General features: G+C 69.1%; 24 protein-coding genes and 1 pseudogene. 11 read left to right on the top strand and 14 right to left on the bottom strand.

Annotated elements, in window-relative coordinates:
- The first annotated feature begins 7 nt into the window (after positions 1 to 7).
- The 4 genes from IE302_RS16520 to IE302_RS16505 are packed head-to-tail and all read left to right on the top strand — an operon-like array spanning position 8 to position 2909.
- Positions 8 to 556, top strand: a complete 549-nt coding sequence (locus tag IE302_RS16520) for a hypothetical protein (protein ID WP_191255371.1) — start codon at positions 8 to 10, stop codon at positions 554 to 556.
- Positions 557 to 591: 35 nt separating this feature from the next.
- Positions 592 to 1062 (top strand): hypothetical protein, encoded by a 471-nt coding sequence (locus IE302_RS16515; RefSeq protein WP_191255370.1) that lies wholly within the window; start codon positions 592 to 594, stop codon positions 1060 to 1062.
- Positions 1063 to 1104: 42 nt separating this feature from the next.
- On the top strand, positions 1105 to 1701 hold the full coding sequence (locus IE302_RS16510; protein ID WP_191255369.1) for a hypothetical protein: 597 nt from the start codon (positions 1105 to 1107) through the stop codon (positions 1699 to 1701).
- A 50-nt stretch (positions 1702 to 1751) separates the two neighbouring features.
- Positions 1752 to 2909 carry a cystathionine gamma-synthase gene (locus tag IE302_RS16505; protein WP_191255368.1) on the top strand — a complete coding sequence of 386 codons (1158 nt, stop codon included), beginning with the start codon at positions 1752 to 1754 and terminating at the stop codon, positions 2907 to 2909.
- Positions 2910 to 3040: 131 nt separating this feature from the next.
- Here the strand turns inward: IE302_RS16505 and IE302_RS16500 are convergent, their stop codons facing one another.
- From IE302_RS16500 to hppD, 7 genes are all read right to left on the bottom strand, one after another.
- Entirely contained in the window at positions 3041 to 3319 is a 279-nt protein-coding gene (locus tag IE302_RS16500) for a hypothetical protein (RefSeq protein ID WP_191255367.1), read from the bottom strand.
- A gap of 130 nt (positions 3320 to 3449) precedes the next feature.
- The gene (locus IE302_RS16495) at positions 3450 to 4316 is read right to left on the bottom strand and encodes a ferredoxin (protein ID WP_191255366.1); all 867 of its coding nucleotides are present in this window, start codon (positions 4314 to 4316) and stop codon (positions 3450 to 3452) included.
- Positions 4317 to 4349: 33 nt separating this feature from the next.
- Positions 4350 to 5207 carry an immunity 49 family protein gene (locus IE302_RS16490; RefSeq protein ID WP_191255365.1) on the bottom strand — a complete coding sequence of 286 codons (858 nt, stop codon included), beginning with the start codon at positions 5205 to 5207 and terminating at the stop codon, positions 4350 to 4352.
- A gap of 6 nt (positions 5208 to 5213) precedes the next feature.
- On the bottom strand, positions 5214 to 9194 hold the full coding sequence (locus IE302_RS16485) for a DUF8616 domain-containing protein (protein ID WP_229907793.1): 3981 nt from the start codon (positions 9192 to 9194) through the stop codon (positions 5214 to 5216).
- Positions 9194 to 9508 (bottom strand): type VII secretion target, encoded by a 315-nt coding sequence (locus IE302_RS16480; RefSeq protein WP_191255364.1) that lies wholly within the window; start codon positions 9506 to 9508, stop codon positions 9194 to 9196. The genes IE302_RS16485 and IE302_RS16480 overlap by 1 nt, the downstream gene beginning before the upstream one ends.
- A 33-nt stretch (positions 9509 to 9541) precedes the next feature.
- Complete coding sequence (locus IE302_RS16475) at positions 9542 to 10093, bottom strand: YbaB/EbfC family nucleoid-associated protein (protein ID WP_191255636.1); 552 nt, start codon at positions 10091 to 10093, stop codon at positions 9542 to 9544.
- A gap of 199 nt (positions 10094 to 10292) precedes the next feature.
- Positions 10293 to 11492 carry a 4-hydroxyphenylpyruvate dioxygenase gene (hppD, locus tag IE302_RS16470; RefSeq protein ID WP_191255363.1) on the bottom strand — a complete coding sequence of 400 codons (1200 nt, stop codon included), beginning with the start codon at positions 11490 to 11492 and terminating at the stop codon, positions 10293 to 10295.
- 122 nt (positions 11493 to 11614) lie between these two features.
- Here hppD and IE302_RS16465 point away from each other — a divergent pair, with 122 nt between their 5' ends.
- The gene (locus tag IE302_RS16465; RefSeq protein ID WP_005167940.1) at positions 11615 to 12088 is read left to right on the top strand and encodes an Lrp/AsnC family transcriptional regulator; all 474 of its coding nucleotides are present in this window, start codon (positions 11615 to 11617) and stop codon (positions 12086 to 12088) included.
- A 160-nt stretch (positions 12089 to 12248) separates the two neighbouring features.
- On the opposite strand, the gene IE302_RS16460 is transcribed toward IE302_RS16465, so the two are convergent.
- The 3 genes from IE302_RS16460 to IE302_RS16450 form a co-directional block, all read right to left on the bottom strand.
- Entirely contained in the window at positions 12249 to 13052 is an 804-nt protein-coding gene (locus tag IE302_RS16460) for an MBL fold metallo-hydrolase (RefSeq protein WP_191255362.1), read from the bottom strand.
- Between the two features lie 257 nt (positions 13053 to 13309).
- Complete coding sequence (greA, locus tag IE302_RS16455) at positions 13310 to 13810, bottom strand: transcription elongation factor GreA (protein WP_016337198.1); 501 nt, start codon at positions 13808 to 13810, stop codon at positions 13310 to 13312.
- A 199-nt stretch (positions 13811 to 14009) separates the two neighbouring features.
- Positions 14010 to 14465: a DUF4307 domain-containing protein gene (locus tag IE302_RS16450; RefSeq protein WP_191255361.1), complete on the bottom strand. Its 456-nt coding sequence runs from the start codon at positions 14463 to 14465 to the stop codon at positions 14010 to 14012.
- Between the two features lie 145 nt (positions 14466 to 14610).
- Here IE302_RS16450 and mca point away from each other — a divergent pair, with 145 nt between their 5' ends.
- Both mca and IE302_RS16440 read left to right on the top strand, forming a co-directional pair.
- The gene (gene mca / locus IE302_RS16445) at positions 14611 to 15510 is read left to right on the top strand and encodes a mycothiol conjugate amidase Mca (RefSeq protein WP_191255360.1); all 900 of its coding nucleotides are present in this window, start codon (positions 14611 to 14613) and stop codon (positions 15508 to 15510) included.
- Positions 15511 to 15843 carry a hypothetical protein gene (locus IE302_RS16440; protein ID WP_191255359.1) on the top strand — a complete coding sequence of 111 codons (333 nt, stop codon included), beginning with the start codon at positions 15511 to 15513 and terminating at the stop codon, positions 15841 to 15843.
- A gap of 72 nt (positions 15844 to 15915) precedes the next feature.
- Here the strand turns inward: IE302_RS16440 and IE302_RS16435 are convergent, their stop codons facing one another.
- Together IE302_RS16435 and IE302_RS16430 are read right to left on the bottom strand one after the other, a co-directional pair.
- Positions 15916 to 18408 carry a polynucleotide kinase-phosphatase gene (locus tag IE302_RS16435; RefSeq protein ID WP_191255358.1) on the bottom strand — a complete coding sequence of 831 codons (2493 nt, stop codon included), beginning with the start codon at positions 18406 to 18408 and terminating at the stop codon, positions 15916 to 15918.
- Complete coding sequence (locus tag IE302_RS16430) at positions 18405 to 19772, bottom strand: 3' terminal RNA ribose 2'-O-methyltransferase Hen1 (RefSeq protein ID WP_191255357.1); 1368 nt, start codon at positions 19770 to 19772, stop codon at positions 18405 to 18407. The genes IE302_RS16435 and IE302_RS16430 overlap by 4 nt, the downstream gene beginning before the upstream one ends.
- Before the next feature lie 64 nt (positions 19773 to 19836).
- Between IE302_RS16430 and IE302_RS16425 the strand changes: the two genes are divergently transcribed.
- From IE302_RS16425 to IE302_RS42775, 3 genes and pseudogenes are all read left to right on the top strand, one after another.
- Entirely contained in the window at positions 19837 to 21843 is a 2007-nt protein-coding gene (locus IE302_RS16425; RefSeq protein ID WP_191255356.1) for a thioredoxin domain-containing protein, read from the top strand.
- Positions 21844 to 22143: 300 nt separating this feature from the next.
- Complete coding sequence (abmR, locus tag IE302_RS16420; RefSeq protein WP_191255635.1) at positions 22144 to 22704, top strand: ATP-binding transcription factor AbmR; 561 nt, start codon at positions 22144 to 22146, stop codon at positions 22702 to 22704.
- 69 nt (positions 22705 to 22773) lie between these two features.
- Positions 22774 to 22989 (top strand): annotated as a pseudogene (locus IE302_RS42775) (glycoside hydrolase family 28 protein); the annotation flags it as partial.
- Between the two features lie 195 nt (positions 22990 to 23184).
- Here IE302_RS42775 and IE302_RS42770 read toward each other — a convergent pair.
- A complete protein-coding gene (locus tag IE302_RS42770; protein WP_229907828.1) occupies positions 23185 to 23328 on the bottom strand; it encodes a hypothetical protein in 144 nt (47 codons plus the stop codon).
- Between the two features lie 253 nt (positions 23329 to 23581).
- On the opposite strand from IE302_RS42770, the gene IE302_RS16410 reads away from it, so the two are divergent.
- Positions 23582 to 25468, top strand: a complete 1887-nt coding sequence (locus tag IE302_RS16410; RefSeq protein WP_191255355.1) for an acyl-CoA dehydrogenase family protein — start codon at positions 23582 to 23584, stop codon at positions 25466 to 25468.
- Here the strand turns inward: IE302_RS16410 and IE302_RS16405 are convergent.
- Positions 25425 to 26171 (bottom strand): potassium channel family protein, encoded by a 747-nt coding sequence (locus tag IE302_RS16405; protein ID WP_191255354.1) that lies wholly within the window; start codon positions 26169 to 26171, stop codon positions 25425 to 25427. The genes IE302_RS16410 and IE302_RS16405 overlap by 44 nt on opposite strands.
- Positions 26172 to 26202: the final 31 nt, after the last annotated feature.

The following is a 26202-nucleotide window of genomic DNA, read 5'->3' as shown; positions in this document are numbered from 1 at the left end:
GGGCGACGTGAGCGGTCCGTACGGATATCCCGCACAGCCCGGATTCGGTTATCCCGCGCCGCAGGCCCGCCCGTCCGGGGCGACGGCGATCATCGCGGCGTTGCTCGGGCTGATCGCCGCGGGCGCCGCCGGGTATCTCCCGGTCTACTTCTTCCTCGAACTGCCATCCGGTTTCAGCATCGGCGATCTGCCCGGCCTGGTGCTCACCGCGCTGGGGCTGTACCTGCTGGCCGCGCTGCTCCTGATGATCGGGGCGCTGTCGGCGTTCTTCCGCTCGGTCGCCGGCGCCGTCCTGCTGGTGCTCGGCTCGCTGCTGGTGATCACCGCGGTACTGCTGGAACCGTTGGCGTTCAACGGTTCCTATGGTCTGTACTTCCGCATGCAGTTCGAGTTCGAGACGTTCGTCGCGATCGTGCGCGTGGTCATGTTCGCGGTCGTCCCGTTCACGCTGATCTTCGCGCTCATCCCGCCGACACTGAAGTACCTGCGCTGGCGACCCTCGCCCGCCCAGCCCTACCGGCCACAGAATCAGCTTCCCCAGCCACGCGGTTGGTGAGATCGTGGGTCCTTCAGCTCGGCTTGGGGGAGTTCATGAGTTCTGATCAGTCTTCGGGGACCGCCATCGGCGCGGCCGTCCTCGCCTTCCTGTGCGGCATGAGATACCTGTCCGAAGCGGGTGCTTTCGTCGCGCAGCTCGCCGTTTTTGAACCGGAGCCTCGCTATTTCGTGGGAATCGTCTGGAACGGGCTACTGGTGACCGCCCTGTTCCTCGGCGGGATCCTGCTGCTCATGCGGAAGGTCCTCGGGCGCACCCTCGTGGTCATCGGGGCGGCGCTCGCGCTCGCGGCCTCCATCCTCGCGAACGGCGACATCCGGCCTTACTTCTTCGCCGAGGTGGACGGGGAGCCGTTGATCACGAGCGACTTCGCCGCCTTCATGTTGTTCGCGATGGCCGTCGCCGCCCTGGTGCTTTCGGTGATCCGGTCGACTTCGGATTGGCTCGAAGGACGACGGAGTGACGGCGAAGAACCGTCGAAGCAGGATCGGCTTCCCGGCTGGTAGCCGGGCTGACAGGATGAGCCGGAGAGTTCGACAGGGGGAGAAATGACGTTCCAGCAGTACCCGCCGCAGGGCGCGTATCCGCCACCCGGCGCCTACCCGCCGCCGGGAATGGCGCGGCAACCGAGCGGCGCCACCGGGATCATGGCCGGGATCTTCGCGATTCTCGGCGGGCTCTGGTTCCTCGCCGGTGTCGCCTTCCACGTCGTCGAGCTGATCGATTTCACCGCCGGCTTCCTCATCATCGGCGCGGTGCTCGACCTGCTCACCTCGGCCCTGCTCCTGAGCGGCGGGATCTTGCTGCTCCTGCGCAAAGGCGCCGGACGCGTACTCACCGCGATCGGGGGCGGGGTCACGCTCGGTTGCGTGGTGCTGGTCTTCGTGCTCCGGTCGACAGGCACCTTTTTCTTCTTCTCGTACAGCGGGGCGCTCCTGCACCTCGGCTTCGGGTTCGGCTGGCTCCTCATCGCGGTCTCGATCCCGGCGATCGTGACCCTCGTGCTGGCGCTGATCCCGCCGACCGGGCGCTGGATCGCGGCCAAGAAGCAGGCCGTGCCGCCGCCGAACTTCGGGTACCCGCCCGTCGGATACCCGCCCGCTCCCGGTCCGCCGCCGCAGGGCCCGCCACCCGGGCAGTGGTGAGTTCGATCCCAGACGATGGGATCTCGAGGGGGTGGTCGTACCCTGGAGGTATGGCCGACGACTACTCTCTGCTGGGCTTCGAGACACGCGCGATCCACGCCGGTCAGAGCCCTGATCCCCGGACCGGCGCGGTCATCGTGCCGATCTACCAGACCTCGACTTACGCGCAGGACGGCGTCGGCGGAACGCGCGAAGGCGATTACGAGTACTCCCGTACCGCCAACCCCACGCGCACCGCGCTGGAGGTCGCGCTCGCGGCGCTCGAAGGTGCCCGGCACGGCCTGGCCTACGCGTCGGGGATGGCGGCCAGTGACGTCCTGCTGCGGGCGACCCTGCGTCCCGGTGACCACCTCGTGCTCGGCAACGACGCGTACGGCGGCACGTTCCGGCTGATCGACAAGGTGCTCAGCCTGTGGGGCGTCGAGCACACGGTCGCCGACCTGGGGAACATCGCCGAGGTCCGCGCCGCGATCCGGCCGGAGACGAAACTGATCTGGTGCGAGTCCCCGACGAACCCGATGCTGGGGATCGCCGACATCGCCGCCCTGGCCGAGGTCGCGCACGGCGCCGGCGCCCGTCTGGTCGTCGACAACACCTTCGCCACCCCGTACCTGCAGAACCCGCTTTCGCTGGGTGCCGACGTCGTCCTGCACTCGACGACCAAGTACCTCGGCGGGCACTCCGACGTCGTCGGCGGCGCGATCCTGACGAACGAGGACGAGCTGCGCGAGCAGCTGTTCTACCTGCGCAACGCCGCGGGCGCGGTACCCGGCCCGTTCGACGCGTGGCTCACTCTGCGGGGCATCAAGACGCTCGCACTGCGGATGGAGCGGCACAGCGACAACGCCGAACTGATCGCCCGGATGCTGCTGAAGCACCCGAAGGTCGACCGCGTCTACTACCCGGGCCTGCCGGAGCACCCCGGCCACGAGGTCGCCTCGAAGCAGATGCGGCGGTTCGGCGGGATGATCTCGTTCACCCACGTCGACGGTGAGCAGGCCGCGCTCGAGGTCGCGTCGAAGACGAAGCTGTTCATTCTCGCCGAGTCGCTGGGCGGGATCGAATCGCTCATCGAGCACCCGGGCCGGATGACCCACGCGAGCACCGCCGGGTCGACCCTGGAGGTGCCGGACAACCTGCTGCGCCTGTCCGTCGGTATCGAGGACGGCAGCGACCTGATCGACGACTTGGCCAAGGCCCTGGGCTGACCGCCGCCGAGCCCAGGGCGGGAGCAAGGGACCTTTGCTATCGTTAGCGTACCCATGCTAACTAAGTGACAGCAAAGGTCCCTTGCTCTGTTCGCGCTGGTCAGCGCGGTGTGGTGGGAGGAAGCGCCCGGTTACGGGCGGAAGTTGCTGGGTGTCGCGCCGCTCTTCGCTTCCGCTTCGTGCGAAGTCCCCTGCGGTGTCGCGGGCAGCTCGGACCCGTCGACGCAGCCGCCGACGAGTTCGATGTGGTTGTCGTGCCGGATGTACTGGCCCGGGTCCACGCATCCGGCGCGGTCGACCGTGTAGACGGCGGCGCCGGTCAGCAGGGCGGCCGAGGTGAGCGCCAGCACGACCGGGAGCAGCCCGGCGGAGCGGGTCGTCTGGACCCTGCCGATGTTCCCCCGTGCCATTCGCACTCCCTGGTCGCCTTCGCCGCCGACATCAAGAGTACCCGGACCGCGAACCGGTCACGTGACGTATCCGCCAGGTGGCATTATCCGGACGTCCAGCGGTCCCTGAGGCCCGCCGGATCGCCCGGTCCTAAGTGGACGGTTGTCCGGTGATGGCGGCGACCGCGAGTTCGCGTTCGGGCTCGCCGACCTCGGGCAGGGTGAATCGTGAGGCCCGGATGTGACCGAGCAGTTCGGGATCGGGCGCCACGTCGTGCTCACGCAGGTAGTAGGCGACCGCGCCCGGCCAGTACCACCGGCCGTCCGTGCGGAAGTTCAACGGCACCAACGGTTCCCGGTCGGGATCGAACGCGTCGGCGTCATAGCTCCGCGACGCCAGCACGACCGGCGCGCCGTCGAGGTACTCCAGCACTCGGTCCCGTTCGGCCGGGGACAGCGCCTCACGGTTCACCACCGGACGTCCGGACTCGTCGAGACCGTCGTAGACCCGCGGTGACTTCAGCGCCTCCGGGGTCTCGGCGGGCGGAGTCGCCACCGGAGGCTCGGCCGCCGGTGCGGGTTCGAGCCCGGCACGCTGCCGCAGCCACGGCGGGATGCTCTGCTCGGCCCTCGGGAAGAAGCGCAGTTCGTCCTGGAAGCCGATCGGAGGCGGCGCCTGCCGCCACGGCGGCTCCACGTCGGCGAGGAAGTCCGTACTGAGCACCGTCGTCGAGCCGTAGACCAGGATGGCGCTCAGCCAGGTGCCCCGGCCGGGCTGGTACATGCCCGCGCGCAGGTTCCCGAGCAGCTGCGTCGCTTCCGGGCTCGGCTGGACCGGGCGTGGAAGACCGTCCTGACCGGTGACGAGCAGGTCGATCTCGACATGCCTGCCCGCCGCCCGGTACTCGACGCGCATCTGCTGCCAGCCGGGCGGCAGCGGCGTCGCGAGGGCATGGCCGATCTGCCAGACGAGCTGCTGTTGCTGCTGCTGGTTCAACGGTCCCGGTGGCCTGCTCATCCCCTCATCCTCTCAACACCATGTCGCGGAGGCCTATGTCGACATCTCGCCGACCCGGGTGCCGTCCAGCAGGTGAATCGGCAGGTAGTCCGATTCGACCTCGATGGTCACCCCCGCGTCGCGGGCGAGGCAGGCGATGGCGAGCGGCCCCAGCGCGACGAAACCCTCAGGATCCCGCAAGCGCTCTTCGTCGGCTGTCCAGTACCGCTTGTGCAACTCCAGCGCGTTGGCGAGCGACTCGTTGAACTTGGCGTCCTCGCGCTGGGTCAGGAGGTAGAACATCTCCATCGGGGGGTAGTAGAGCCGCAGGACGGGAGCGGCCTCGAACCGCTCCAGCCGCGCGGGATCGGTGCCGCTCATCGCCTCCAGCACCGTGTCGATCAGATTGTCTTCGCCGCGCCAATAGATTTGGAGCGCGCGTACCCAGGAATAGATGAATTCGTCGTACTCGTGGCCGGAATCGCGGAGCAGGTCCACGGGGATACCGGCCAGCAGATCGATCCGCGGCCGCTCGCGGCAGACCATGGCCAGATACAGGGCGGTCAGCCAGTTCGCGGCGTTGCTGTCGGTGGTCGGACCGGTCGCCTGCCGCCGGATCGTCTCGTCGCCGAACCGGAACTCGACGTCTCCGCCGGTGCTGCTCGCGGCCTGAAAGAGCGCGGCGGACGACTGCATCGCCCGGACCAGCGCGTACCAGGTGTCGGCCCAGGCCGCCCTCGGGTCGCTCGCGCAGCGGTTACCGAACTCGCTCAGCGACCGCGACATCGCGAAACCAGGACCGAGCGGAATCTCTTCCAGGTCCTCGCGTACCTCGTGGGCGCGGGCCACGAGAAGCTCGACGGTCTCCTCCGCGTTCGGCGCGTCGACGTCATGCCGGGCGATAGTGCGCACGAGGTGTCACTCCCTGCGGTTCTTGGGCGGACGTGGCGTCAGGTCGAATTCCTTCAGGTTGTAGCCACCGTACACCGGTCGTTTCCGGTTCTTGCCCGGGTTGTCGGGGTCGGGAATCGGCTTCCCGGCGGGGTCGAGCATGTCTTCCTCGCGCACTCGGGCCCTCGCGACCGAGTACTCCAGAGTGCCCCTTCGCTGGGCTCGATCGATATCCATGGCGAGCGCCTTTTCCGCGGGCGTGCCGTTGTTCTCCATGTTCTTGGTGATGCTTTTGACGTACTCCGGGTGGCCCTGTTCGTAGCGGAGTTTTCCGGCGCCCTCACGGACGCCGAGTCCGGCGTTGGGTCCCTTCGCCTCGACGATGACGATATGGGTCTCACCCGTGTGCTTGTTCTTGACCTCGTAGATCTGGTCGAACCGGCCGGAACCGGGCTTTTGGCCGTCCCGGTGGGTGTTGTCCCCGTGTCGTTCGGTCGGCAGCGGTGTGCGTTCGTAGTCCTTGTCCGGATACTTGTCCCGGATCGCGTCTTCGCCCGCGTGTTCGCCGAGTTCTTCGCCCTTGTCGGTCCGGCCCCGGTGGGCGTCGGTGCGTTCCTTCTCGATCTCCTCGGTGAGGGTGCCCTTTTCCTTCGCGTCCTGATAGTCGCTTTCCGCGGTCTTGGCGCGCTCGTTCGCCTTCGCGCGTTCGTCGATGAGTTTTTGCGCGTCCTCTTTTTGTTTCGCGGTGGCCGGGTGTTCGACTTCGCGATCCTGGTGGTAACGCGATTCCTCGAAATCATCCGACTTCGGCGAGAACTTTTCCCCGTCCGGTTTGGACGGGGTCTCTTGGATCTTCGGCACACGCTGGTCGGTGGCGTCGGGCTGGTCCGCGTTCTTGCGCGTGTACGAACCGTCCTTGTGGGGTCCGTCGTAGTACTTGGCGCGGTAGTCCGGGTCGTTGATCTTCTCCTGCATGGTGGCGCGCGGCACCCGGTCACGGCGCTCGATGTCGACCTCTTCGTCCGGAATCTCACGACGGCCGCGGTCGCGGGCGCTGTCGGCGTCCACGTCGTGCTTGTCCGCGTGCGAGGTGTCCGGGGTGAAGCCGTCGTCGCTCGCCCGGCGGGCGGTGCCGTCGGGGCTGTGGACGTCCCATTCGCCGTTCGGCGGGATCTTGGGCCGGGTGCGGCCGTCGGGGCCGATCTCGTAGTCGGACGAGAAGACCCGTCCGTTCGAGTCGGTCCACGCCGGCTTGCTCGGAGCCATGACCTCGGTGTCGAGTTCACGCGACAGGCGGCGCGCGAAGTCGTTCGAGCCCGCGTCGCAGCCGATCAGCCGGATCGGGCGGCCGTCGTAGTCCCCGTTGCGCCGCAGGATGTCCGCGAACTCTTCGGGGGTGTAGGTGCGGTTGCCGATGCGGGCGTGCCCGTCCGGCGTGACGTGCACGTCGACGGTGTAGCGGCCGTCCGGATCCGGCTGGACCCGGTGCGGCAGGTCGCCCATGTCCGCGTCGCCGCGGTGGTACGAGCTCCCCGCGGGAGTGCCCTCGGAATGCCGCTGGTTGACCTCGTCCGGCGTCAGCGGACGGTCCGGCTCGACGTCGGGGCCGCGGTCGTGCGGTGAACCGTCGGGGTGGCCGTTCGGGTCCTGGCGCGGACCGTGTCCCTCGGGACCGTGCCCGTCGGGCGTACGCGGCGGCCCGGAGTGGCCACCGGGGCCGCGGCCGCCCGGTCCGGTGTTGCCGGGACCGGTGCCGCCGGGGCGGTTGCCGGGGCCGTGCGTGCCCGGTGAACCGGGCGTGCCGGTGTGCGGCTGGGCGCCGGGCCCGAAGTCGTTGCCGCGGGCGACCGGCTGCGGCTGATGCGGCTGGTTCGGCCGTCCGCCGGGACCGGTCTGGCCCGGACCGCGGCTGGGCCCGGTGTGAGTGTCGGGAGTGCGCGGGCCGTGCGTGTCCGGGGTGCGCGGCGAGCCGGGCGTGCCCGTCCAGCCGCCGCCCTGCGGCCTGCCGCCGGGCGAACCCGGAGTGCCGCCGGGAGCACCGCCCGGAGCGCCTTGGGGCGGCATGCCGCCGGCGACCGGCTGACCCTGCGGCGGGACACCGGGCGAACCGTCGCCGCCGGTCCCGCCGCGCTGCGACGGAACAGGGGACGGGCCCGCGTCGCCGACCCGCGGTGCCGTGGGAGCGGTACCGCTGGTCGTCGTGCCGCTGTCGGTCGGCCGGGTGGGGCTGCCGCCGTCGTTGCCGGTGTGGTGACCGGGCGACGGGTCGGACCGCGGTGTGGGCGAGCCCCCGCCGTCACCGCCGTGCGTCCGGGGCGAGCCACCGCCGTCGCCGGTGTGGCCTGCCGAACCGCCGCTGTCCGCGCGGGTGTGCGGGGCGGGAGAACCGGCGTCGGGTGTGTGGCTCGGGGAGCCACCGGAGTCGGCGCGGGTATGCGGTGCCGGCGAACCGGCGTCCGGGGTGTGGCTGGGTGAACCGCCGCTGTCCGCCCGTGTGTGCGGAGCGGGAGAACCGCTGTCCGGGGTGTGGCTCGGAGAGCCGCCACTGTCGGCGCGCGTGTGCGGTGCCGGAGAGCCCCCGTCGGGCGTGTGGCTGGGCGAACCGCCGGTGTCCGCGCGGTTCGGGCTCGGCGAGCCGCCGTCGGGCGTGCGGTGCGGTGTGCCGGAATCGCCGGGAGAGCCGCCGTCGGAACGGGTGTGCGGAGCCGGTGTGTCGGAGCGTGCGGCACTGGGGGAGCCGCCGCCGTCCGCGGTGTCGCCGGCGCCACTGTCCGAAGTGGACGGTCCGTCGCCGTCGCCGGTGCGGCCGGAGGATCCACCGTCCGAGCGGGCCGGCGAACCGCCACTGCCCCTTGTGGACGATGAGCCGCCACCGTCGCCGCCGCGCGTGGTGCTCGACGGGGAGTCGCCGCCGTTCGAGCCGGAATCGCCGGAGCCGTCACCCGTGCGCCCGGAATCGCCGGAACGGCCCGAGTCCCCGTCGGAGCCGTTCGAGCCGTCGCCCGAACGGTTCGAGCCCTCACCCGAGCCGCTGCCGGATCCATCGCCGTCGGGGCCGTCTCCGGAGCCGCTGCCGGAACCGTCGCCGTCCGGGCCGTCCCCGGACCCGGATCCCGTACCGCCGCCGTCGGGCCCGCCGGACCCGCCGCGCCGGACGAAGCCGCCCGCCTTGATGTTCTTGGTGTTGATCACGTCCAGGCCGGTGACCTTGCCCGCGATCTTGCCGAAGACCTTGATGATCTTCTCGAAGACGTCGGCCAGCTTGCCCAGCAGCGGCGAGACCCGCCGCATCGCGTCGCAGAGTGCCTTGAGCTTGTCGGCGATCTTCGCGGCCCACTCGGCGATCGCGGTGACGGCCTGCGCGACCACCACGGGCGTGCCGAAGCCGAGGGAGAACACCGTCTCCATGACCCAGGAGATGAGCTTGCCGACCGCGTCCGCGATCAGCTGGCGGATGAATTCGCGGACGAACGAGACGATCTCGCCGAAGATCATCACCACGGTGCTGATCGCGCCGGCGACCGTCGCCGCCCCGCTGATCGCCTCCGCCTGCTCCGCAGCCTGCTTGCGGTACTGGTCGGCCGCGTCCCCGGTCCAGCCGGTGGTGCCGTTCTTGACCGCGTTCGAGAACTCGACCTGGGTGTCTTCCAGCTTCTTGGAGACGTTGCCCCAGGTCTCGGAGTACGACTGGATGACCGGCGGGTCGCCCGCGACGGCGTCCAGCATGTCCTTCAGCGGCTGCATGTGTTCCATCAGGAACGACGCCACCGACGACATCAGATAGCCGAACGGGTCGATCGCGGCGCTGGCGATCTCGCCCGCGAGGCTCAGCACGCCGAGCCCGCCGCCGATCCAGTCGCCGTTCGAGATGCCGTTGAAGGCGTCCATGGCCGACTCGGCGACGCCGATGCCCGCTCCGTAGCCGTAGTCGCTGTTCCCCGCTGTCAGCGGCCCCGGGCCGTCCCCGTCGGTCGGCGCCTTCGCGACGAGCGGATTCCCCTCGGGCATCAGTCAGGCACCTGCGCGTTCTTGAACTCGGCGGCGAAGTTCTCGTCCTGCGTCCGGTAGGCGTTGGACGCCGAACGCACGTTGTTCGCCACCGCCGTCGCGGCCTCGACGGCCTTGTTCAGCGCGTTGATGCCGAACTCCTCGACCGGGTCGAGCATCATCCGGAACGGCTGGCAGATGATGCCGTACGCGTCGGTCGGCATGCTCACCTGCCGCGCGGCGTCGACCGCACCGCGCAGCCCGTCGGCGATGCCGTCGATCTGCTTGGAGTGCGCGTCGAGGTCGGCGCCGAGCTCGTAACCCTTGCCTGCCATGGTTTCTCCCCTCTACCAGGCCGGATGGACGTGCTAAGAAAGAATGCTGCCGCCGAAGTCGTCGTCATCGTCGTCCCGCGTGCGGCGGCGGCGCGGGATCGGCTTCGGTTGCGGCGGCGTCGCCTGCGCGGGCGGCGAGGACGGCGGAGGCTCTTCCTCGTCCGGGCCGAAGCGGTGATGCCGCTCGGGCTCCGGTGGGGCGAGGTCCTCCTCCGGCGGAGCTTCCGGGAAGGTGCTCTGCGCCTCGGTGATCACCCGGTTCGCCGTCTCGTCACCGGTGCCGACGGTCTCGGCCATCGCCTGCTGCAGCAGCTCGGGGATCCGGGACTGCGCGAGCTGAACGAGCCGCATGACCTGCGACGAGACCTCGGCCATCCGCTTGCCGCTCGCGGCTTCGGAGATGACCAGGTTCGTGAGCAGGCCCTTCGAGTCGACCGTCACTTCGATGGTGTTGTCCTTCGACCGCTCCGTCACGGTCTGCCCCTGCATGCGGGCGGCCATCGCCTGATAGCGCGCGGCGGTCTCCTGGATCTGCTTCGTCCAGTTGTCCACCATGCGTTCGCTGGCGTCGACGTTGTCCGGCATCGGGACCCTTCCAAGCTGCATGCTGACGTCTTCACACTGACGGTCCGGAGGAGCTTCCGGTTCCGCGTGTGCTCGAAGTTTAGTTCCCGTCCGGTGTACCACCTCGGGACGACAAAGTCGGACCTATCACACAGCGAAAGGGCCCCTCACCGCACGAAGTGCGATGAAGAGCCCTTTCACGCCTTGCGAACTGCCGGGGTCAGAGGTTTCCGCGACGTTCCTGTTCGCGCTCGATGGCCTCGAACAGGGCCTTGAAGTTGCCCTTGCCGAAGCCGAGGGAACCGTGCCGCTCGATGAGCTCGTAGAACACCGTCGGGCGGTCGCCGATCGGCTTGGTGAAGATCTGCAGCAGGTAGCCGTCCTCGTCGCGGTCGACCAGGATGCGGTTCTCCTTGAGCTTCTCGATCGGCACCCGGACCTCGCCGATCCGCGCGCGCAGCTCCGGGTCCTCGTAGTAGGAGTCCGGGGTGTCGAGGAACTCGATGCCCGCCGCGCGCATCGCCTTCACCGTCGTGACGATGTCGTTGGTGGCCAGCGCGATGTGCTGGCAGCCCGCGCCGCCGTAGAACTCGAGGTACTCGTCGATCTGCGACTTCTTCTTCGCGACCGCCGGCTCGTTGAGCGGGAACTTGACGCGGTGGTTGCCGTTGGAGACCACCTTGCTCATCAGCGCCGAGTACTCGGTCGCGATGTCGTCGCCGACGAACTCCGCCATGTTCACGAAGCCCATGACCCGGCGGTACCAGTCGACCCAGTAGTCCATCTTGCCGAGTTCGACGTTGCCGACGCAGTGGTCGATGGCCTGGAACAGCCGCTTCGGCGCGCCTTCGGGACGGACGATGGAGCTCTCGCGCGGCACGTAGCCGGGCAGGTAGACGCCGGTGTACTTCGACCGGTCGATCAGCGTGTGGCGGGTCTCGCCGTAGGTCGCGATCGCGGCGACCCGCACGGTGCCGTGCTCGTCGGAGACGTCGTGCGGCTCCTCGAGAACGGTCGCGCCCTGCTTGCGGGCGTGGTCGATGCACCGGTCGACGTCGGCGACCTCGAGGGCGAGGTCGATGACGCCGTCGCCGTGACGGCGGTGGTGGTCGAGCAGCTCGGAGTCGAGCTGGACGCCGCCGGTGATCACGAAGCGGGCGGAGCCGGACTTCAGCACGTACGACTTGCGCTCGAAGTTCCCGGTCTCGGGGCCGGAGTACGCGACGAGCTGCATGCCGAACGCGACCTGGTAGAACCAGGCGGTCTGCGTGGCGTTGCCCGCGATGAACACCACCGCGTCCATCGACTTCACCGGGAAGGGGTCGGTCGAAGAGTCGTGGTCGACGAGGCCGACGAGCTGACGCAGCTGGTCGTAGCTCACGTCGTCAAGAGCACCCTGGGGTTCCGCTGTGTGCGTCATGCCCTGAAGCATCGGAGGGCGTGACAAAATGTGCAACGGTCAAAGATTTTGCTGCGCACTATGTCCAGTGAGGGACCGGTCGGCGCAGTCATAGTGGACAACCTGCGTAGGAGGTAGGCACGATGTCGGACTCGCTCGACGAACTGGACGCGCGGCTGCTGCTGTTGCTCACCGACTCGCCCAGGCTCGGTGTGCTCGAATGCGCCCGCCGGCTCGGGGTCGCGCGGGGCACCGTGCAGGCCAGGCTGGACCGGCTGACCGAACGCGGGATCCTCGGCGGGTTCCCGCCCGAACTCGACCTCGCGGCGATGGGATACGGCCTCACCGCGTTCGCCGTCCTGGAGATCGCGCAGGGCCGCCGGGCCGAGGTCGCGGAGGCGCTGTCCGCGATCGACGAGGTGTGCGAAGTCCACGCGACGACCGGACAGGGCGACCTCTTCGTGCGCATGGTGGCGCGCAACAACGACGACCTGCAGCGGGTGGTGGACGAAGTGGTCGGCGCGCCGTACGTGCGGCGGACGTCGACGTCGATCGCGTTGTCGACGCCGGTTCCGCCGCGCGTACGGCCGCTGCTGGAACGGCTGGCGAGGAGTTAGGCCGTGTCCGGCAAGTCTTGTTCGCGGTCTTCGCGCCCAGGTGGTCCCTGACGGCACGGGCGGACGCGGCCGAGTACGACCCGGTACGAGGCCGATCCGCCCGCACCGCCAGGAACCACCTGGATCACGAAGCCCATCGAACAGACTTACCGGACACGGCCTAGCTCACCTGGGCCAGGTACCGCTTCGCCGACCGCTGGACGGCCTCGTGCCCGTCGGTGCGGATGATCGCGTCCCACCAGGCACCGTAGATCGCCTCGAACTCGTACGGTTCGAGCATCTCGGCCGCGCGGCGGACGATCTCCGGCCGCTCCGGGATCAGGTTCGGGTAGCTGTACATCATGCCGACGAAGCGCCGGTCCGGGATGACCTGCAGGATGTCGCCCGAGAGCACCGCGCCGCGGCCGTCCTCCCCGCCCGGCCAGTGCAGCACGGTCCCGCCGGCGAAATGCACGCCGAGGTTGATCAGCCGCAGGTCGGGGGCGACGTCGAGGGTCGCACCGCTCCACAGCTTGATCGCCGGATCCGGCCTGCCGATCCACTGCCGGTCGTCCTCGTGCAGGTAGACGGGCACGTCGAAGGCGTGGGCCCACTCGACCACGGTGGTGTAGTAGTGCGGGTGGCTGATCGCGATGCCGGTGATCCCGCCGAGCTCCCGGACCTTCGCGACCAGATCGTCGTCGATGAAGCCCGCGCAGTCCCACAGGAAGTTGCCGGATCCGGCCTTGACCAGCAGTGCCCGCTCGCCGATGGCGAAGTTGGGGGTGGACCCGACCCCGATGAGACCGGGTCCCTGCTCCTCGATGCGAGCCGTGTACGTCCCGCTCGCACGGACGGTGTTCAGATCGGTCCACTGTTGCCCGGTCCGCGGGACGTACTGACGTTCGTCCTCGCAGATCGGGCAGTCGGACCGGGGTTCCGCGTACTGCATGCCGCAGGCGACGCAGATCGGTAGCTCGCTCATCGTTTCCCTCCAGATTTCTCCGGAGGTCACGCTAACGGCTCATATGCGCGCCCGGCCATATCGGGCCGGGCGCGCAGTGTTGATTGTCGCGCGCTGACGAAAACTCGCCGAAGAGGCGCCGGTTCGCAGTCAACTCACGCTGCGTGAGTTGACTGCGCCTCTTCATCGAGTTTCCGGGGCCTTCGGCCGCAAAGCGGCGCGCGAGGGGTGAAGTCTCCGTCGGGCGCTGGGCGCCCTTGGGGAGACCAGCGGCTCACTCACTTGCCGGTGTAGGGCACGGCCTTGACGAGCGTCACCTTCTGGATGCTGCCGTTGGGCAGCTCGTACTCACGCGTCTCGCCCTCTTTGGCGCCGAGCAGCGCCTTGCCGAGGGGGGACTCCGGCGAGTAGACGTCCAGGTCACCCTCGGTGCCCTCTTCGCGAGTCGCCAAGAGGAAGTTCTCGTCCTCGTCGTCACCGTCGTAACGCACGGTGAGGACCTTGCCCGGTCCCGCGCTGCCGTCGTTGGCGGGCGGCTCGCCCACCTTGGCCGAACGGAGGAGTTCCTGGAGGTGGCGGATCCGGGCCTCGTGCTGGCCCTGTTCCTCACGGGCGGCGTGGTAGCCGCCGTTCTCCTTGAGGTCGCCCTCTTCCCGGCTGTCGTTGATCTTCGCAGCGATGACCGGGCGGAGCTCGATGTAGTGGTCGAGTTCCTGCTTGAGCCTGTCGTAGGCATCCTGGGTCAGCCAGGTCACCTTTGTGTCGCTCACGGTCACCATCTCCTAGTAGGGCCTGCCAGGCTTGGATGTACAAGCCGGCCACCGGACCGGCATGGCGTGCCGGCCCGGCTGAGATAAAGGAAAAACACGGCCCGTCTTGGGCCGTGCCGGTAGATCAGAGTAACACGGCGCGAGGTATCGCCGCCGGAGGAATTCGGTCGCGCCTCGGCGTTGGGCGCCTGTTTCACCCCGTTGGCCGCTATGGCCTTGACAGGTACCGTGGTACGTCGTATGAGCATCCGAAGATATCAGCCGTGACCGGCTTTCCGATGCTCTTGATGGTGGTCGTCACCCTGCTGTTCTTCGAACCAGGCTGAATCAAGACCTCTTTGCGTCCGCTTTCCGCCCCGGCCTTGTCACGGACGCGGACGACGCAGACGCCGGGACGATCGACGTCGTCCCTGGTCACGTTGATGGTGATCTCCATCGCGTCGCCCGGCTTCTCGGCGAATGAGACGCGCTCGCCGTCGATGGGCGCGCTGCCGAAGTTCAGGTACATGGCGTAGGCGATACCGCCGCTGACCAGCAGCGCGATCGCCCCGAACACCACGCGTCGCCAGCGGGCGGGCTTCGCGGCGCGGGTCTTCCCGTATCGGTCTCCGGGCACGTCCGTCCGGGTGCTTTCCGCGGTGGGAGCGTCCTGTCCCGTGCTCAACCCGGGCCTCCCGGTTGGTGTCGTCGTGCTCGCAGGGACAATGGGGTCGTATGCGAGTGGTTCCCCTCGAGTATCCGCGCCCGGCCGGGCGGGCCGTCAGGCAGGGTGGCAGGGGAATAGGGAACGAGAAGGGGACGTTCGGAGCATGGTGCTAGCCAATGAACCGCCGAAGTCACGCCTCCGCCTGATGGCGGTGCACGCGCACCCCGACGACGAGTCGAGCAAGGGCGCGGCCACCATGGCCAAGTACGCGGCCGAAGGGCACGAGGTCATCGTCGTCACCTGTACCGGTGGCGAAGCGGGCAGTGTGCTGAACCCCGCCATGGACCGTCCCGAAGTCCTGGCCAACATGACCGAGATTCGCCGGGAGGAGATGGCCCGCGCGGCCAAGATCCTCGGCGTGAGCCACACCTGGCTCGGGTTCATCGACTCGGGCCTGCCCGAGGGCGACCCGCTGCCCCCGGTCCCGGAGGGCTCGTTCGCGGTCATCCCGCTCGAAGAGTCCACCGGTGCCCTGGTGAAGGTCATCCGCGAGTTCCGCCCGCACGTGATCGTCACCTACGACGAGAACGGCGGGTACCCGCATCCCGACCACATCCGCACGCACGAGATCTCGGTCGCGGCCTTCGACGCCGCCGGCGAGGCCGGGCGCTACCCGGACGCGGGCGAGCCGTGGCAGCCGATGAAGCTGTACTACGTGCACGGGTTCTCGCGCGCCAGGATGACCGTGTTCCACGAGGGCCTGCTCGCGCGCGGCCTGGAGTCGCCGTACGAGGAGTGGCTCAAGTCGTGGGACCCGGACAAGGCCGACGTCATGGACCGGGTGACCACCCGCGTCGAATGCGGCGACTACTTCGAGCAGCGTGACGAGGCGCTCAAGGCGCACGCCACCCAGATCGACCCGAACAGCCGCTGGTTCGCCGTCCCGCGCGACCTGCAGCGCGAGGTCTGGCCGACCGAGGAGTACGAGCTGGTCCGCTCACTGGTGGACAGCACCCTGCCGGAGGACGATCTGTTCGCCGGCTTGAAGGAGAAGGTGGGCTAGATGAGTTTCGGTGTGCCGGCGTTCGCCGTCGTCGGAGTGACGGTGTCGTCGCAGTTCCTGGCGCAGCAGCCGGGCAACGGCGACAACGGCGGCCAAGGTGAGGACTTCGGCAAGTCCTCGCCGGTGGGTTTCCTGATCCTGATCCTGTTCTTGATCGCCGTCGCGCTGCTGGTGCGGTCGATGACCAAGCACCTGAAGCGGCTGCCGGAGAGTTTCGACGAACCCGCCGCTTCTTCTTCTGCGGAGGCTCCCGCTTCTGCGGAGGCTCCCGAGGAGAAGGCTGCCGAGGAGCCTGAGGCGAAGGCGGAGAAGCCGGCCGCCAAGTCCGACTGAGCGCTGCAATGAAGGGGCCTTTCATAGCAAAATTTGCTATGAAAGGCCCCTTCATTGCACTCCTGAAGCGGGTCAGAGGCGCGGGTCGACCGGATCCGACTCCAGCGCCAGCACCGCGAACACGCACTCGTGCACCCGCCAAAGCGGTTCCCCGCGCGCCAGCCGCTCCAGCGCCTCCAGCCCCAGCGCGTACTCGCGCAACGCCAGCGCCCGCTTTCGGTTCAGCCCGCGCTTGCGCAGCCGTTCGAGGTTCTCCGGCAGCGTGTAGTCCGGCCCGTAGATGATCCGCAGGTATTCCCGCCCGCGCACCTTCACCCCCGGCTGCACCAGGCCGCGCGCGCCGCGCGTCAGGTTCGCCGCCGGTTTGACGACCATGCCCTCGCCGCCCGCGCCGGTCAGGTCCAGCCACCATTCGACCCCGCGTGCCACCGACGCCGGGTCGGTGGTGTCGACGGCCAGTGTCCGCGTCCGGGTGAACAGGTCACCGGTGAGCCGGTCCAGCAGCGAGAGGTGCCACTCGTGCGGGCGGTCGTGGTACGCGTGCCCCTCCGACGCCAGCACCTGGAACGGCGCCAGCCGGACGCCGTCGAGGCCGTCGGTCGGCCAGCAGTAGCGCCGGTACGCCTCCCGGTACGCGTCCACAGTGGACTCTCGCGTCCGCGTCCGCGCCAGCAGCCCGGACACGTCGATCCCGCGAGCGGCGGCCGCGTCCAGTGAAGCGACGGCGGCGGGCAGCACGGACTGAGCCGCGGCGCCCACGGCCGCGTACTGGCCCGAGATCAGGGATCCCGCCTTCGCGCTCCACGGCAGCAACTCCGCGTCGAGCAGCAGCCAGCCGGTGTCCAGTTCCTCGAACAGTCCCGACGCGGCTTCCCGCACGCCCGCGAGCAGCAGCGCGTTCTGCTCCGGGGTGAAGAACGGCCGCCCGGTGCGGGTGTAGACCGCGCCGGGCCCCCGGATCCCGAATCGCGCGGGAGCCACGTCGTCGTCACGGCACACGAGCACGACGGCACGCGATCCCATGTGCTTCTCTTCGCACACCACGTGATCGACCCCCGCCGCGCGGAACTCGGCGAACGCCTCCTCGGGGTGTTCGAGGTAGTCGCCGGACGAGGACGTCGAACACGGCGCCATGGTCGGCGGCAGGTACGGCAGCCAGCGCGGGTCGACGGCGAACCGGCTCATCACCTCCAGGGCGGCCGCCGACTGCTCGGCGGACACCCCGACCCGGCCGTGGTGGTGGGTCTGGACGATCCGCTTCCCGGTGACGTCGCCCAGCTCCAGCACCGCGGGTTCGCGTCCGCCCAGCGGCCGCTCCGGTTCGAGCGGGCGCGCCGGTTCGTACCAGACCTTCTTCGCCTTGACCGAGACGACTTCCCGCTCCGGGTACCGCAAAGCGGTCAGCTTGCCGCCGAATACGCAGCCCGTGTCGAGACACATGGTCCCGTTGACCCACTCCGGTTCCAGCGTCGGCGTGTGTCCATAGAGGACCATCGCGGTACCGCGGTAGTCACGTGCCCACGGCAGCCGCACCGGCAGGCCGTACTCGTCGGTCTCGCCGGTGGTATCGCCGTAGAGCGCGGTGCTCCGCACGCGTCCGGACGCGCGCCCATGGAACTTCTCGGGCAGGCCGGCGTGCGCGACGACGAGCTTGCCGCCGTCGAGGACGTAGTGCGCGATGAGTCCTTCGCAGAAGGCGCGCGCCTTCGCGCGGAAGTCCTCGTCCTGTGCGGAAAGCTGCTCCAGCGACTCCGCGAGGCCGTGCGTCACCTTGACGTTGCGCCCGTTCAACGCGCGGACCAGTTTCTGTTCGTGGTTCCCGCATACGACCAGCGCGCTGCCCGCTTCGGCCATCGCCATCACCCGGCGCAGCACGCCCGGTGTGTCGGGTCCGCGGTCGACGAGGTCGCCGACGAACACCGCGGTCCGGCCTTCCGGGTGCACGCCGTCGGCGTACCCCAGTTCGGCGAGCAGTTCGTCCAGTTCCTCACGGCAACCGTGGACGTCACCGATGACGTCGAACGGTCCGGTCAGCTCGCGGCGGTCGTTGCGCAGCGGCTCGACGACGATCTCCGCTTCGGCGACTTCGGCTTCGCCTCGCAGCACATGAACACGGCGGAAACCCTCGCGCTCCAACGACTTCAGCGAGCGGTGCAGTTCGCCGCGCTGACGGCGGACGACGTGCTCGCCGAAGTCGCGGTCCGGCCGGGACGCGTTGCGTTCGTGGCAGACCTTGACCGGCAGGTCCAGCACGATCGCCGTCGGCATGACGTCGTGCTCCCTCGCCAGCTTCAGCAGGCTCGCGCGGGCGGCGCGCTGGACGTTCGTCGCGTCGATCACCGTGATCCGGCCCGCTTCGAGCCGCTTCGCCGCGACGTAGTGGAGCACGTCGAAAGCGGCGGCCGACGCGCTCTGGTCGTTCTCGTCGTCGGCAACCAGACCGCGGAAGTAGTCGCTGGACAGCACCTGCGTCGGCGCGAAATGAGTCCGCGCGAAGGTCGACTTGCCGGAGCCGGAGGCACCGACGAGCACGACGAGGGACATGTCGGGAATGGTCAGTTTCATGCCACGGCCTCCTTTCGAGACGTGAAGACCGCCATCTGGGTCGGCGGTCCTGATTCCTGGGACTCTTGTCCCACCGGCAGCTGCTGGACGTCGTAGCCGTGCCGGGACGCGACGCCCTCGGCCCACGACCGGAACTGCTCGCGTGTCCATTCGAAACGGTGGTCGGCATGCCGGAACCGGCCCTCTTCGAGGAACTCGAAGTGCCGGTTGTACTCGGCGTTCGGCGTCGTGACGAGCACGGTCCGCGGCGCGGCGACACCGAACACGGCGTGCTCCAGCGCGGGCAGGCGTTCCTCGTCGACGTGCTCGATCACCTCCATCAGCACGGCCGCGTCGTACCCGGCCAGCGACGGATCCGCGTAGGTCAGCGCGGACTGCCGCAGGGTGATCCGCGACTTGTCCTTGAGCCGCTTGCCGGCGATGTCGAGCGCGCTCGCGGACACGTCGACACCGACGATCTCGGTGAACGACGGCTCCTTCTGCAAGACGCGCAGCAGTGCGCCACCGCCGCAACCGAGGTCGAGCACGCGTCGCGCGCCCGCCGCCCGGAGCGCCGCGAGCACGCTGCCGTGGCGTTGCACGGCCAGTGGTTCCGGCCTGTCCGGCAGTTCGGTGACGAGTGCTTCGGTCTCGGCCGGCACGTCGCCCGCTTCGGCCAGCCGCGCGAGCGCGTACGAGACGATCGGGCGACGTCGTTCGAGGTACCGGTTGGTGATCAGGTCCCCTTCCGGATGGTCCGCGAGCCAGCCCTCGCCGACCCGCAGCAACTTGTCGGCCTCGTCCTGGCCGATCCAGTAGTGCTTGTCGCCGTCGAGAGCGGGCAGCAGGACATACAGCTGCCGCAGCGCGTCGACGACGCGCTGGGTCCCGGTCAGCCGGAGATCGACGTAGCGGGAATCGCCCCAGTGAGGGAATTCGGGGTCGAGCGGGATCGTCTTCGCCTCGACCTGCCAGCCCAGGGGTTCGAACAGCTTGTGGACGACCTCGGCGCCGCCGCGCGCGGTCAGCGACGGGACATGGATCTCCAGCGGGAAACGTTCGTCGACCAGCTCGGGCCGGTTCGCGCACCGGCCGGACAGGGCCGTGGTGAAGGCCGCCCGCAGCGCCACCGCCAGATACGAGCCGCCCGCGTACGGCCGGTCGTTGACGTACTGGGTCAGCGACGTCCCGCCGCCGCGCACGAGGTCGATCGGGTCGATCTCGACCAGGAGCGCGACGGTGCAGCGCTCGTCGGACGCCTCGGGGTAGAAGACGTGCGCCGTCCCGGCGGAGAGCGTGACCTGCTGCGCCTTCTCCGGATGTTTGTGCAGGAGAAAGCCCAGGTCGGTGGCGGGTTTCCGGGTGGTCGTCATGGTCAGCAACACCGCGTCAGTGTCGCGCAGACGGTGCGTTCCGCGCGCCCGCTTTTCCGCGTGGGACCCTGGTGGCATGTCGAACCGCCTGAAGGCCGCGACCAGTCCGTACCTGCTGCAGCACGCCGAGAACCCGGTGGACTGGTGGCCTTGGGGCGAGGAAGCGCTGGCCGAGGCGAAGCGGCGGAACGTGCCGATCCTGCTTTCGGTCGGTTACGCGGCCTGTCACTGGTGCCACGTCATGGCGCACGAGTCCTTCGAGGACGAAGCCACCGCGACGCTGATGAACGCGAACTTCGTCAACATCAAGGTCGACCGCGAGGAACGCCCGGACATCGACTCGGTGTACATGGCGGCCACGCAGGCGATGACCGGTCAGGGCGGCTGGCCGATGACGTGTTTCCTGACCCCGGAGGGTGAGCCGTTCCATTGCGGCACCTATTACCCGCCGTCGCCGCGGCCGGGGATGCCGTCGTTCTCGCAGTTGCTGGTCGCGGTCGCGGAGGCCTGGGGTGAGCGGCCGGAGGAGCTGCGTTCCGGCGCCCAGCAGATCATCGCGCATCTGACGGAGAAGAGCGGCCCGCTGCCCGAGTCCGTTGTGGACGGTGCGGCGCTGGAGTCCGCGGTCGCCTCACTGGGCAAGGAGTACGACGCCGAGAGCGGCGGATTCGGGGGAGCGCCGAAGTTCCCGCCGACGATGGCGTTGAACTTCCTGCTCCGTCATCACGAGCGCACCGGCTCCGATCTCGCCTCGGTCGAGCACACGGCCGAGGCGATGGCGCTCGGCGGGCTCAACGACCAGCTCGCCGGTGGCTTCGCGCGCTACTCGGTCGACGCGCGCTGGGAAGTGCCGCATTTCGAGAAGATGTTGTACGACAACGGTTTGCTTCTGCGGTTCTACGCTCAGTTCCACGGTGTGACCGGGCATGAGTACGCGCGGCGCACGGTCGAGGAGACGGCGGAATTCCTGCTTCGCGACCTCGGTACTGCTGAAGGTGGCTTCGCCGCGTCGCTCGACGCGGACACCGACGGCGTCGAGGGGCTCACCTACGTCTGGACTCCCGCGCAGCTCGCCGAGGTCCTCGGCGAGGAAGACGGCGCTTGGGCGGCGGAGCTGTTCCAGGTGAGCGAGCGAGGCAACTTCGAGCACGGCGCGTCGACCCTGCGGCTGCGTGAGCCGCATCCAGAGGACGAAACGCGGTACGAGCGGGTCCGTGGCGCGTTGCTGGCCGCGCGGAACGGACGTCCCCAGCCCGCCCGCGACGACAAGGTCATCGCCGCCTGGAACGGGCTCGCGATCGGCGCGCTCGCCAAAGCGGGCTCACGCCTTGATCGTCCACAGTGGATCGAAGCGGCCACGCGTGCCGCGGCTTTCCTGATGGACACCCATTTCGTCGACGGACGGCTGCGCCGGACCTCGCGCGACGGCGTCGTCGGCACGACCGCCGGGGTGCTGGAGGACTACTCGTGCCTCGCCGAAGGGCTGCTCGAACTCCACCAGGCGACCGGGGAACCGCGTTGGCTCGCCGACGCGGTCACCTTGCTGGATCTCGCCGTGGCCCATTTCGGCGTCCCGGAGTCGCCGGGCGCGTACTACGACACGGCCGACGACGCCGAAGTCCTCGTGCAGCGGCCGTCCGACCCGACCGACAACGCGAGCCCGTCGGGCGCTTCGGCGCTGGCGAACGCTTTGCTGACCGCGTCCGTGCTCGCCGGGCACGACCGGGTGGGCCACTACCGCGAGGCGGCCGAGCAGGCGCTGGCGCGCGCGGGACGGCTCGTCGCCCACGCGCCGCGGTTCGCGGGGCACTGGCTCACGGTCGCCGAAGCCGCGGCGGCCGGCCCGGTCCAGGTGGCCGTCGTCGGGCCGGACGCCGCCGCGCGTTCGGAGCTGCTGGCCGCGGCCGTCGCGTCGCTGCCGGATGGCGCCGTCGTCGTGAGCGGGACTTCCGACGCCGAAGGCGTTCCGTTGCTGGCCGATCGCCCGCTGGTCGACGGTGCCGCCGCCGCTTACGTGTGCCGTGGGTACGTGTGCGAGCGGCCTGTCACCACCGCCGAGGAGTTGCGTTCGCAGCTCGGCTGAGGTCCTCGTGAGTGGTAGGGACGATTCTGTTGAGGGGTAGGGCAAAGGTGTCATGCTCGCTCGCCGGATTCGGATGTTGTGAAAGCCACTTTCGCAACCTTCAACGTTGCGAAAGTGGCTTTCACAACACCGCCGCCCCGCCAGACCACTCACGAGTCCGCGCAGGTCATCGGGTTGCCTCGGGTTTCGCTGGGGGAGAACACGCGTGAAGGTCGGCTGTTGCGCGCGTAGCGTCGGTAGCGTTGTAATCATGTAATCGCGGAGGCGAGCATGCACACCTACTTCAGGACGGCGAGACATATGGGACGCGGTGGCTGGAAGGGCCGGGGCGGCTGGCAGCAGGCGGAGATCCCGTCGGCGGACGACGCGGCGGCGTGGTTCGGCGGGCGGCTCCCGGAGGGCTGGTTCACCGGGGACCCCGAGGTCACGGTGGATCGCGAAGAGATCGTCATCGTCGGAGAGCTCCAGCCGCTCAGCGGCGAGTACGCCGACGACGCCGCTCGTGCGGCGGCCGAGGACGGCCGGATCAGCCGGTTCCGCGAGGAGACCCGCGACGAGCGGATCGAGATCGCGCGCCAGGCCGAGCACCGGTATCAGCGCAAGGTCGCCTGGGGCGCGAGCCTCGGCGGTACGCGGCATCTGTTCACCACGCATTCGGCGCCGGTCATGACCAGGTTGCGGCAGCCCGAGCGCCTGGTCCTCGACACCCTCGTCGACGCCGGCGTCGCGCGGTCGCGGTCGGAGGCGCTGGCCTGGGCCGTCCGGCTGGTCGGGGAGCACGCGGACAGCTGGCTCGCCGAGCTCCGGGAGGCGATGACCAAGGTCGACGATCTCCGCTCACAGGGACCCGACCTTTCCTGAGGCCGTGGTCCGCCCTTAGAGTCGGGATTCCGCCGTCTTCACCGAAGTCCTCTTGCGAAAGAAGGCGTCATGGACGGCAGATTCTCCCGGCGTTGGCTGATCAAGGGCGGTCTGGTGGTGGCTGCGAGCCCCTTGCTCGCGCCCATCGCCTCGGCGGCACCGGTCCCCGTGCTCCCCTGGCCCGCCGCCAACGACATCGTCGCGCGGACGAAACGTCCGGTCTTCCCGGGCCGGACGTTCTCCGTGCTCGATTTCGGCGCCAAAGGCGACGGAAAGAGCGACAACACCGCCGCGATCAAGCGAGCGATCGAGACGGCCAACGCACGCGGTGCGGGCATGTCGTCGTGCCGAAGGGCACCTTCGGCACCGGCGCGGTGCTCAGATTCGGTTCCGACGCCTCGAAGTTCCCGAACGTGCTCACCCGCTACGAGGGCAAGAACCCGGTGTTCTGGCAACTGCATCCCACACTGTGCCGGAACGTCACGATCGACGGCGTCCGCACGGACGCGAGCACCGCAACCGGGGCGCGATCACCTGCGGCAGCGAGTAGACCGGCGGCATCAGCGACGTCCACGCGTACAAGCTCACCGTCACCGGCGAGACGAAGTACGCGCTGTACGTCAAGTCGAACACCCTGCGCGGCTGATTCACCGAGAACGGCGTTCAACGTCCGGGGGTTGCCCAACTCACACGTTCGGGGCCTGCGGGTGAACGATTGCCGCTTCGACGGGGTCGCTAGCACGGAGAACACCCTGAAGCACGTCGATGACCTGCGGTTCGTGAACACGACGATCAACGCCGAACCGGTCTGATTCGTGCTGCGCCCGCCGATGCGGTGCGGCAGGCTGAGGCCAGAACGCACCGCATCGGAGGAATCGTGGACACACCAGGACTTCCCGCGAAGATCGACCCGGACGCGCTGACCACCGTCCTCGATGGACGGTGGGCCGGGCTTCGCCGCGCGGTGCGCGCGCAGATGGCGGCGGAGGACTTCAAGGACCCCGTCGATCTCGACGTCGAAGCGCACCGGGCCCAGGTCCTCGATTGGTTGCGCAAGCTCGCCGAAACCGACCGGCCGGGTCTCGGTTTCGACCCGGCGTACGGCGGTGGCGGCGACGTCGGCGGCTCGGTGATGTCGTTCGAGATGCTGGGCTTCGGCGACCTCTCGCTGATGGTCAAGGCCGGTGTCCAATGGGGCCTGTTCGGCGGCGCGGTGCAGTTGCTCGGTACCGAACGCCATCACGAGCGCTATCTGCGCGAGATCAAGGATCTGGAGCTGCTGGGCTGTTTCGCGATGACCGAGCACGGTCACGGCTCGGACGTCCAGCACCTGCGCACCACCGCGACCTACGACCCGGCCACCCGCGAGTTCGTCGTGCACACGCCGGACCGGGGCGCGATGAAGGAGTACATCGGCAACGCCGCCCGTGACGGCGAACTCGCGGTCGTGTTCGCGCAGCTGATCACCGGCGGGGAGTCGCGCGGCGTGCACGCGTTCGTGGTGCCGATCCGCGGCGAGAACGCGAGCGGCGTCGAGATCGAGGACTGCGGCCGCAAGGCCGGTCTCAACGGCGTCGACAACGGGCGGCTCACCTTCACCCAGGTGAGGGTTCCGCGCGAGGCGCTGCTCAACCGGTTCGGTGACGTCGCCGAGGACGGGACGTACACGAGCCCGATCGAGAGCGACGGCCGCCGGTTCTTCACGATGCTCGGCACGCTCATCCGCGGCCGGGTCAGTGTCGCGGGCAGCGCCGGCAGCGCGACGAAACGCGCGCTGGCACTGGCCGTCCGATACGGCGAGCTGCGCCGGCAGTTCGCTCGGCCCGACGGCGACGAGGTCGTGATCCTCGACTATCGGGCGCACCAACGGAAACTGCTGCCCGCGCTGGCGACGTCGTACGCGCTGCACTTCGCGCAGGAAGCCCTCGTCGCGACGCTGAACGACATCGCCGAGGACGCGCCGGAGGAGGAGCAGCGGGAGCTGGAATCGCGCGCTGCCGGGATCAAGGCCGTCTCGACCTGGCACGCGACGGCCACGATCCAGGCCGCTCGTGAGGCGTGCGGCGGCTCCGGCTACCTGTCGGAGAACCTGCTCGCCGGGCTGAAGGCCGACACGGACGTCTTCACCACCTTCGAAGGTGACAACACCGTGCTGCTGCAGCTGGTCGCGAAGGGCCTGCTGACCAGCTACAAGGACCACTTCCAGGACTTGAGCCCGCTCGCGACCGCGCGGTTCGTGGCGGAGCAGCTCGTCGAGGCCGTGATCGAACGGACGTCGGCGCGCAAGGTCGTCGAGCGGCTCACCGACGCCGACGACAGCGACGTGCTGTTCTCACGCGAATGGCACCTGAAGCTGTTCGAAGACCGCGAAGAGCACGTACTCGGCGGTGTCGCGCAACGCCTGCGTAAGGCCGCGTCGGATCCCTTCGGTGTTTTCAACGACGCGCAGGACCACGTGCTGCGCGCCGGGCGCGTGCACGTCGACCGTGTGGTGCTCGAAGCGTTCGTCAACGCCATCGAGCGCTGTGCCGACGCGGAAGCACGCGAGCTGCTGGAGCGGGTCTGCGACCTCTACGCGCTCGCGAACATCGAGGCGGACCGGGGCTGGTTCCTCGAACACGGGCGCCTGACCTCCGGACGCTCGAAGGCCGTCACCGCCGCGGTGAACGCGTTGTGCGCCGACCTGCGCCCGCACGCGCGGACCCTCGTCGACGCCTTCGCTATCCCCGAGCAGTACCTAGCGGCTCCGATGCTTCGGGACTGACCCCGGCGCGCTGCTCGGCGAGCTCGGCCCGCAACGCCTTGACCTCGCGGGTCAGCTCGTCGAGATGCTCGCGGGTGACGGCCTGCGCGTTCTCGTCGGCCTCGGTCACCCGGCGGATCAGCCACGACGCGAGCGTCGCGGTGACCACACCGAGCAGGGCGATCCCGGCCACCATCAGCCCGACCGCGACGACGCGGCCGGTGCCGCTGATGGGGTAGCGGTCGCCGTAGCCGACCGTGGTGATCGTCGTGATCGACCACCACACCGCGTCGGGGAAGTCGGTGATCGGCGCGTCCGCCTGAGTGCGTTCGGCGTCCAGCACGGCGAGTGCCGAACAGAACACGATGAGCGCCGTCGCGCCCACCGTGTAGACCACGACGCGGCCGCGCAGCGACAGTCCGGCGTTGCGATTGAGGACGTTGAGCACCGTGACCAGCCGGAGCAGCCGCAACTGCCGGATCAGCGGGAGCACGATGATCAGCAGGTCGAAGATGTTGCTCTTCAGGAAGGCCCGTTTGTCCTCGGCGTGTTTGAGGCGGACGCCGTAGTCCAGGGCGAAGACCGCCCAGGCGACCCAGGTGACGACCTCGCACCAGACCCGGCCGGTCTGCCCCAGCGACGGCTGCAGGATCGGCCAGGCGTAGGCGGCCAGGAACAGCACGGCGGCGGCGTTGAGCGGCCACTCCATCCGCTTTTCCCACATCGGACGTCTCCTCACCTGGCCTTTTCCAGGT

Source organism: Amycolatopsis oliviviridis (genome assembly GCF_014654365.1).
GTDB lineage: Bacteria > Actinomycetota > Actinomycetes > Mycobacteriales > Pseudonocardiaceae > Amycolatopsis > Amycolatopsis oliviviridis.
This window is presented reverse-complemented; position numbering and strand designations above follow the sequence as displayed.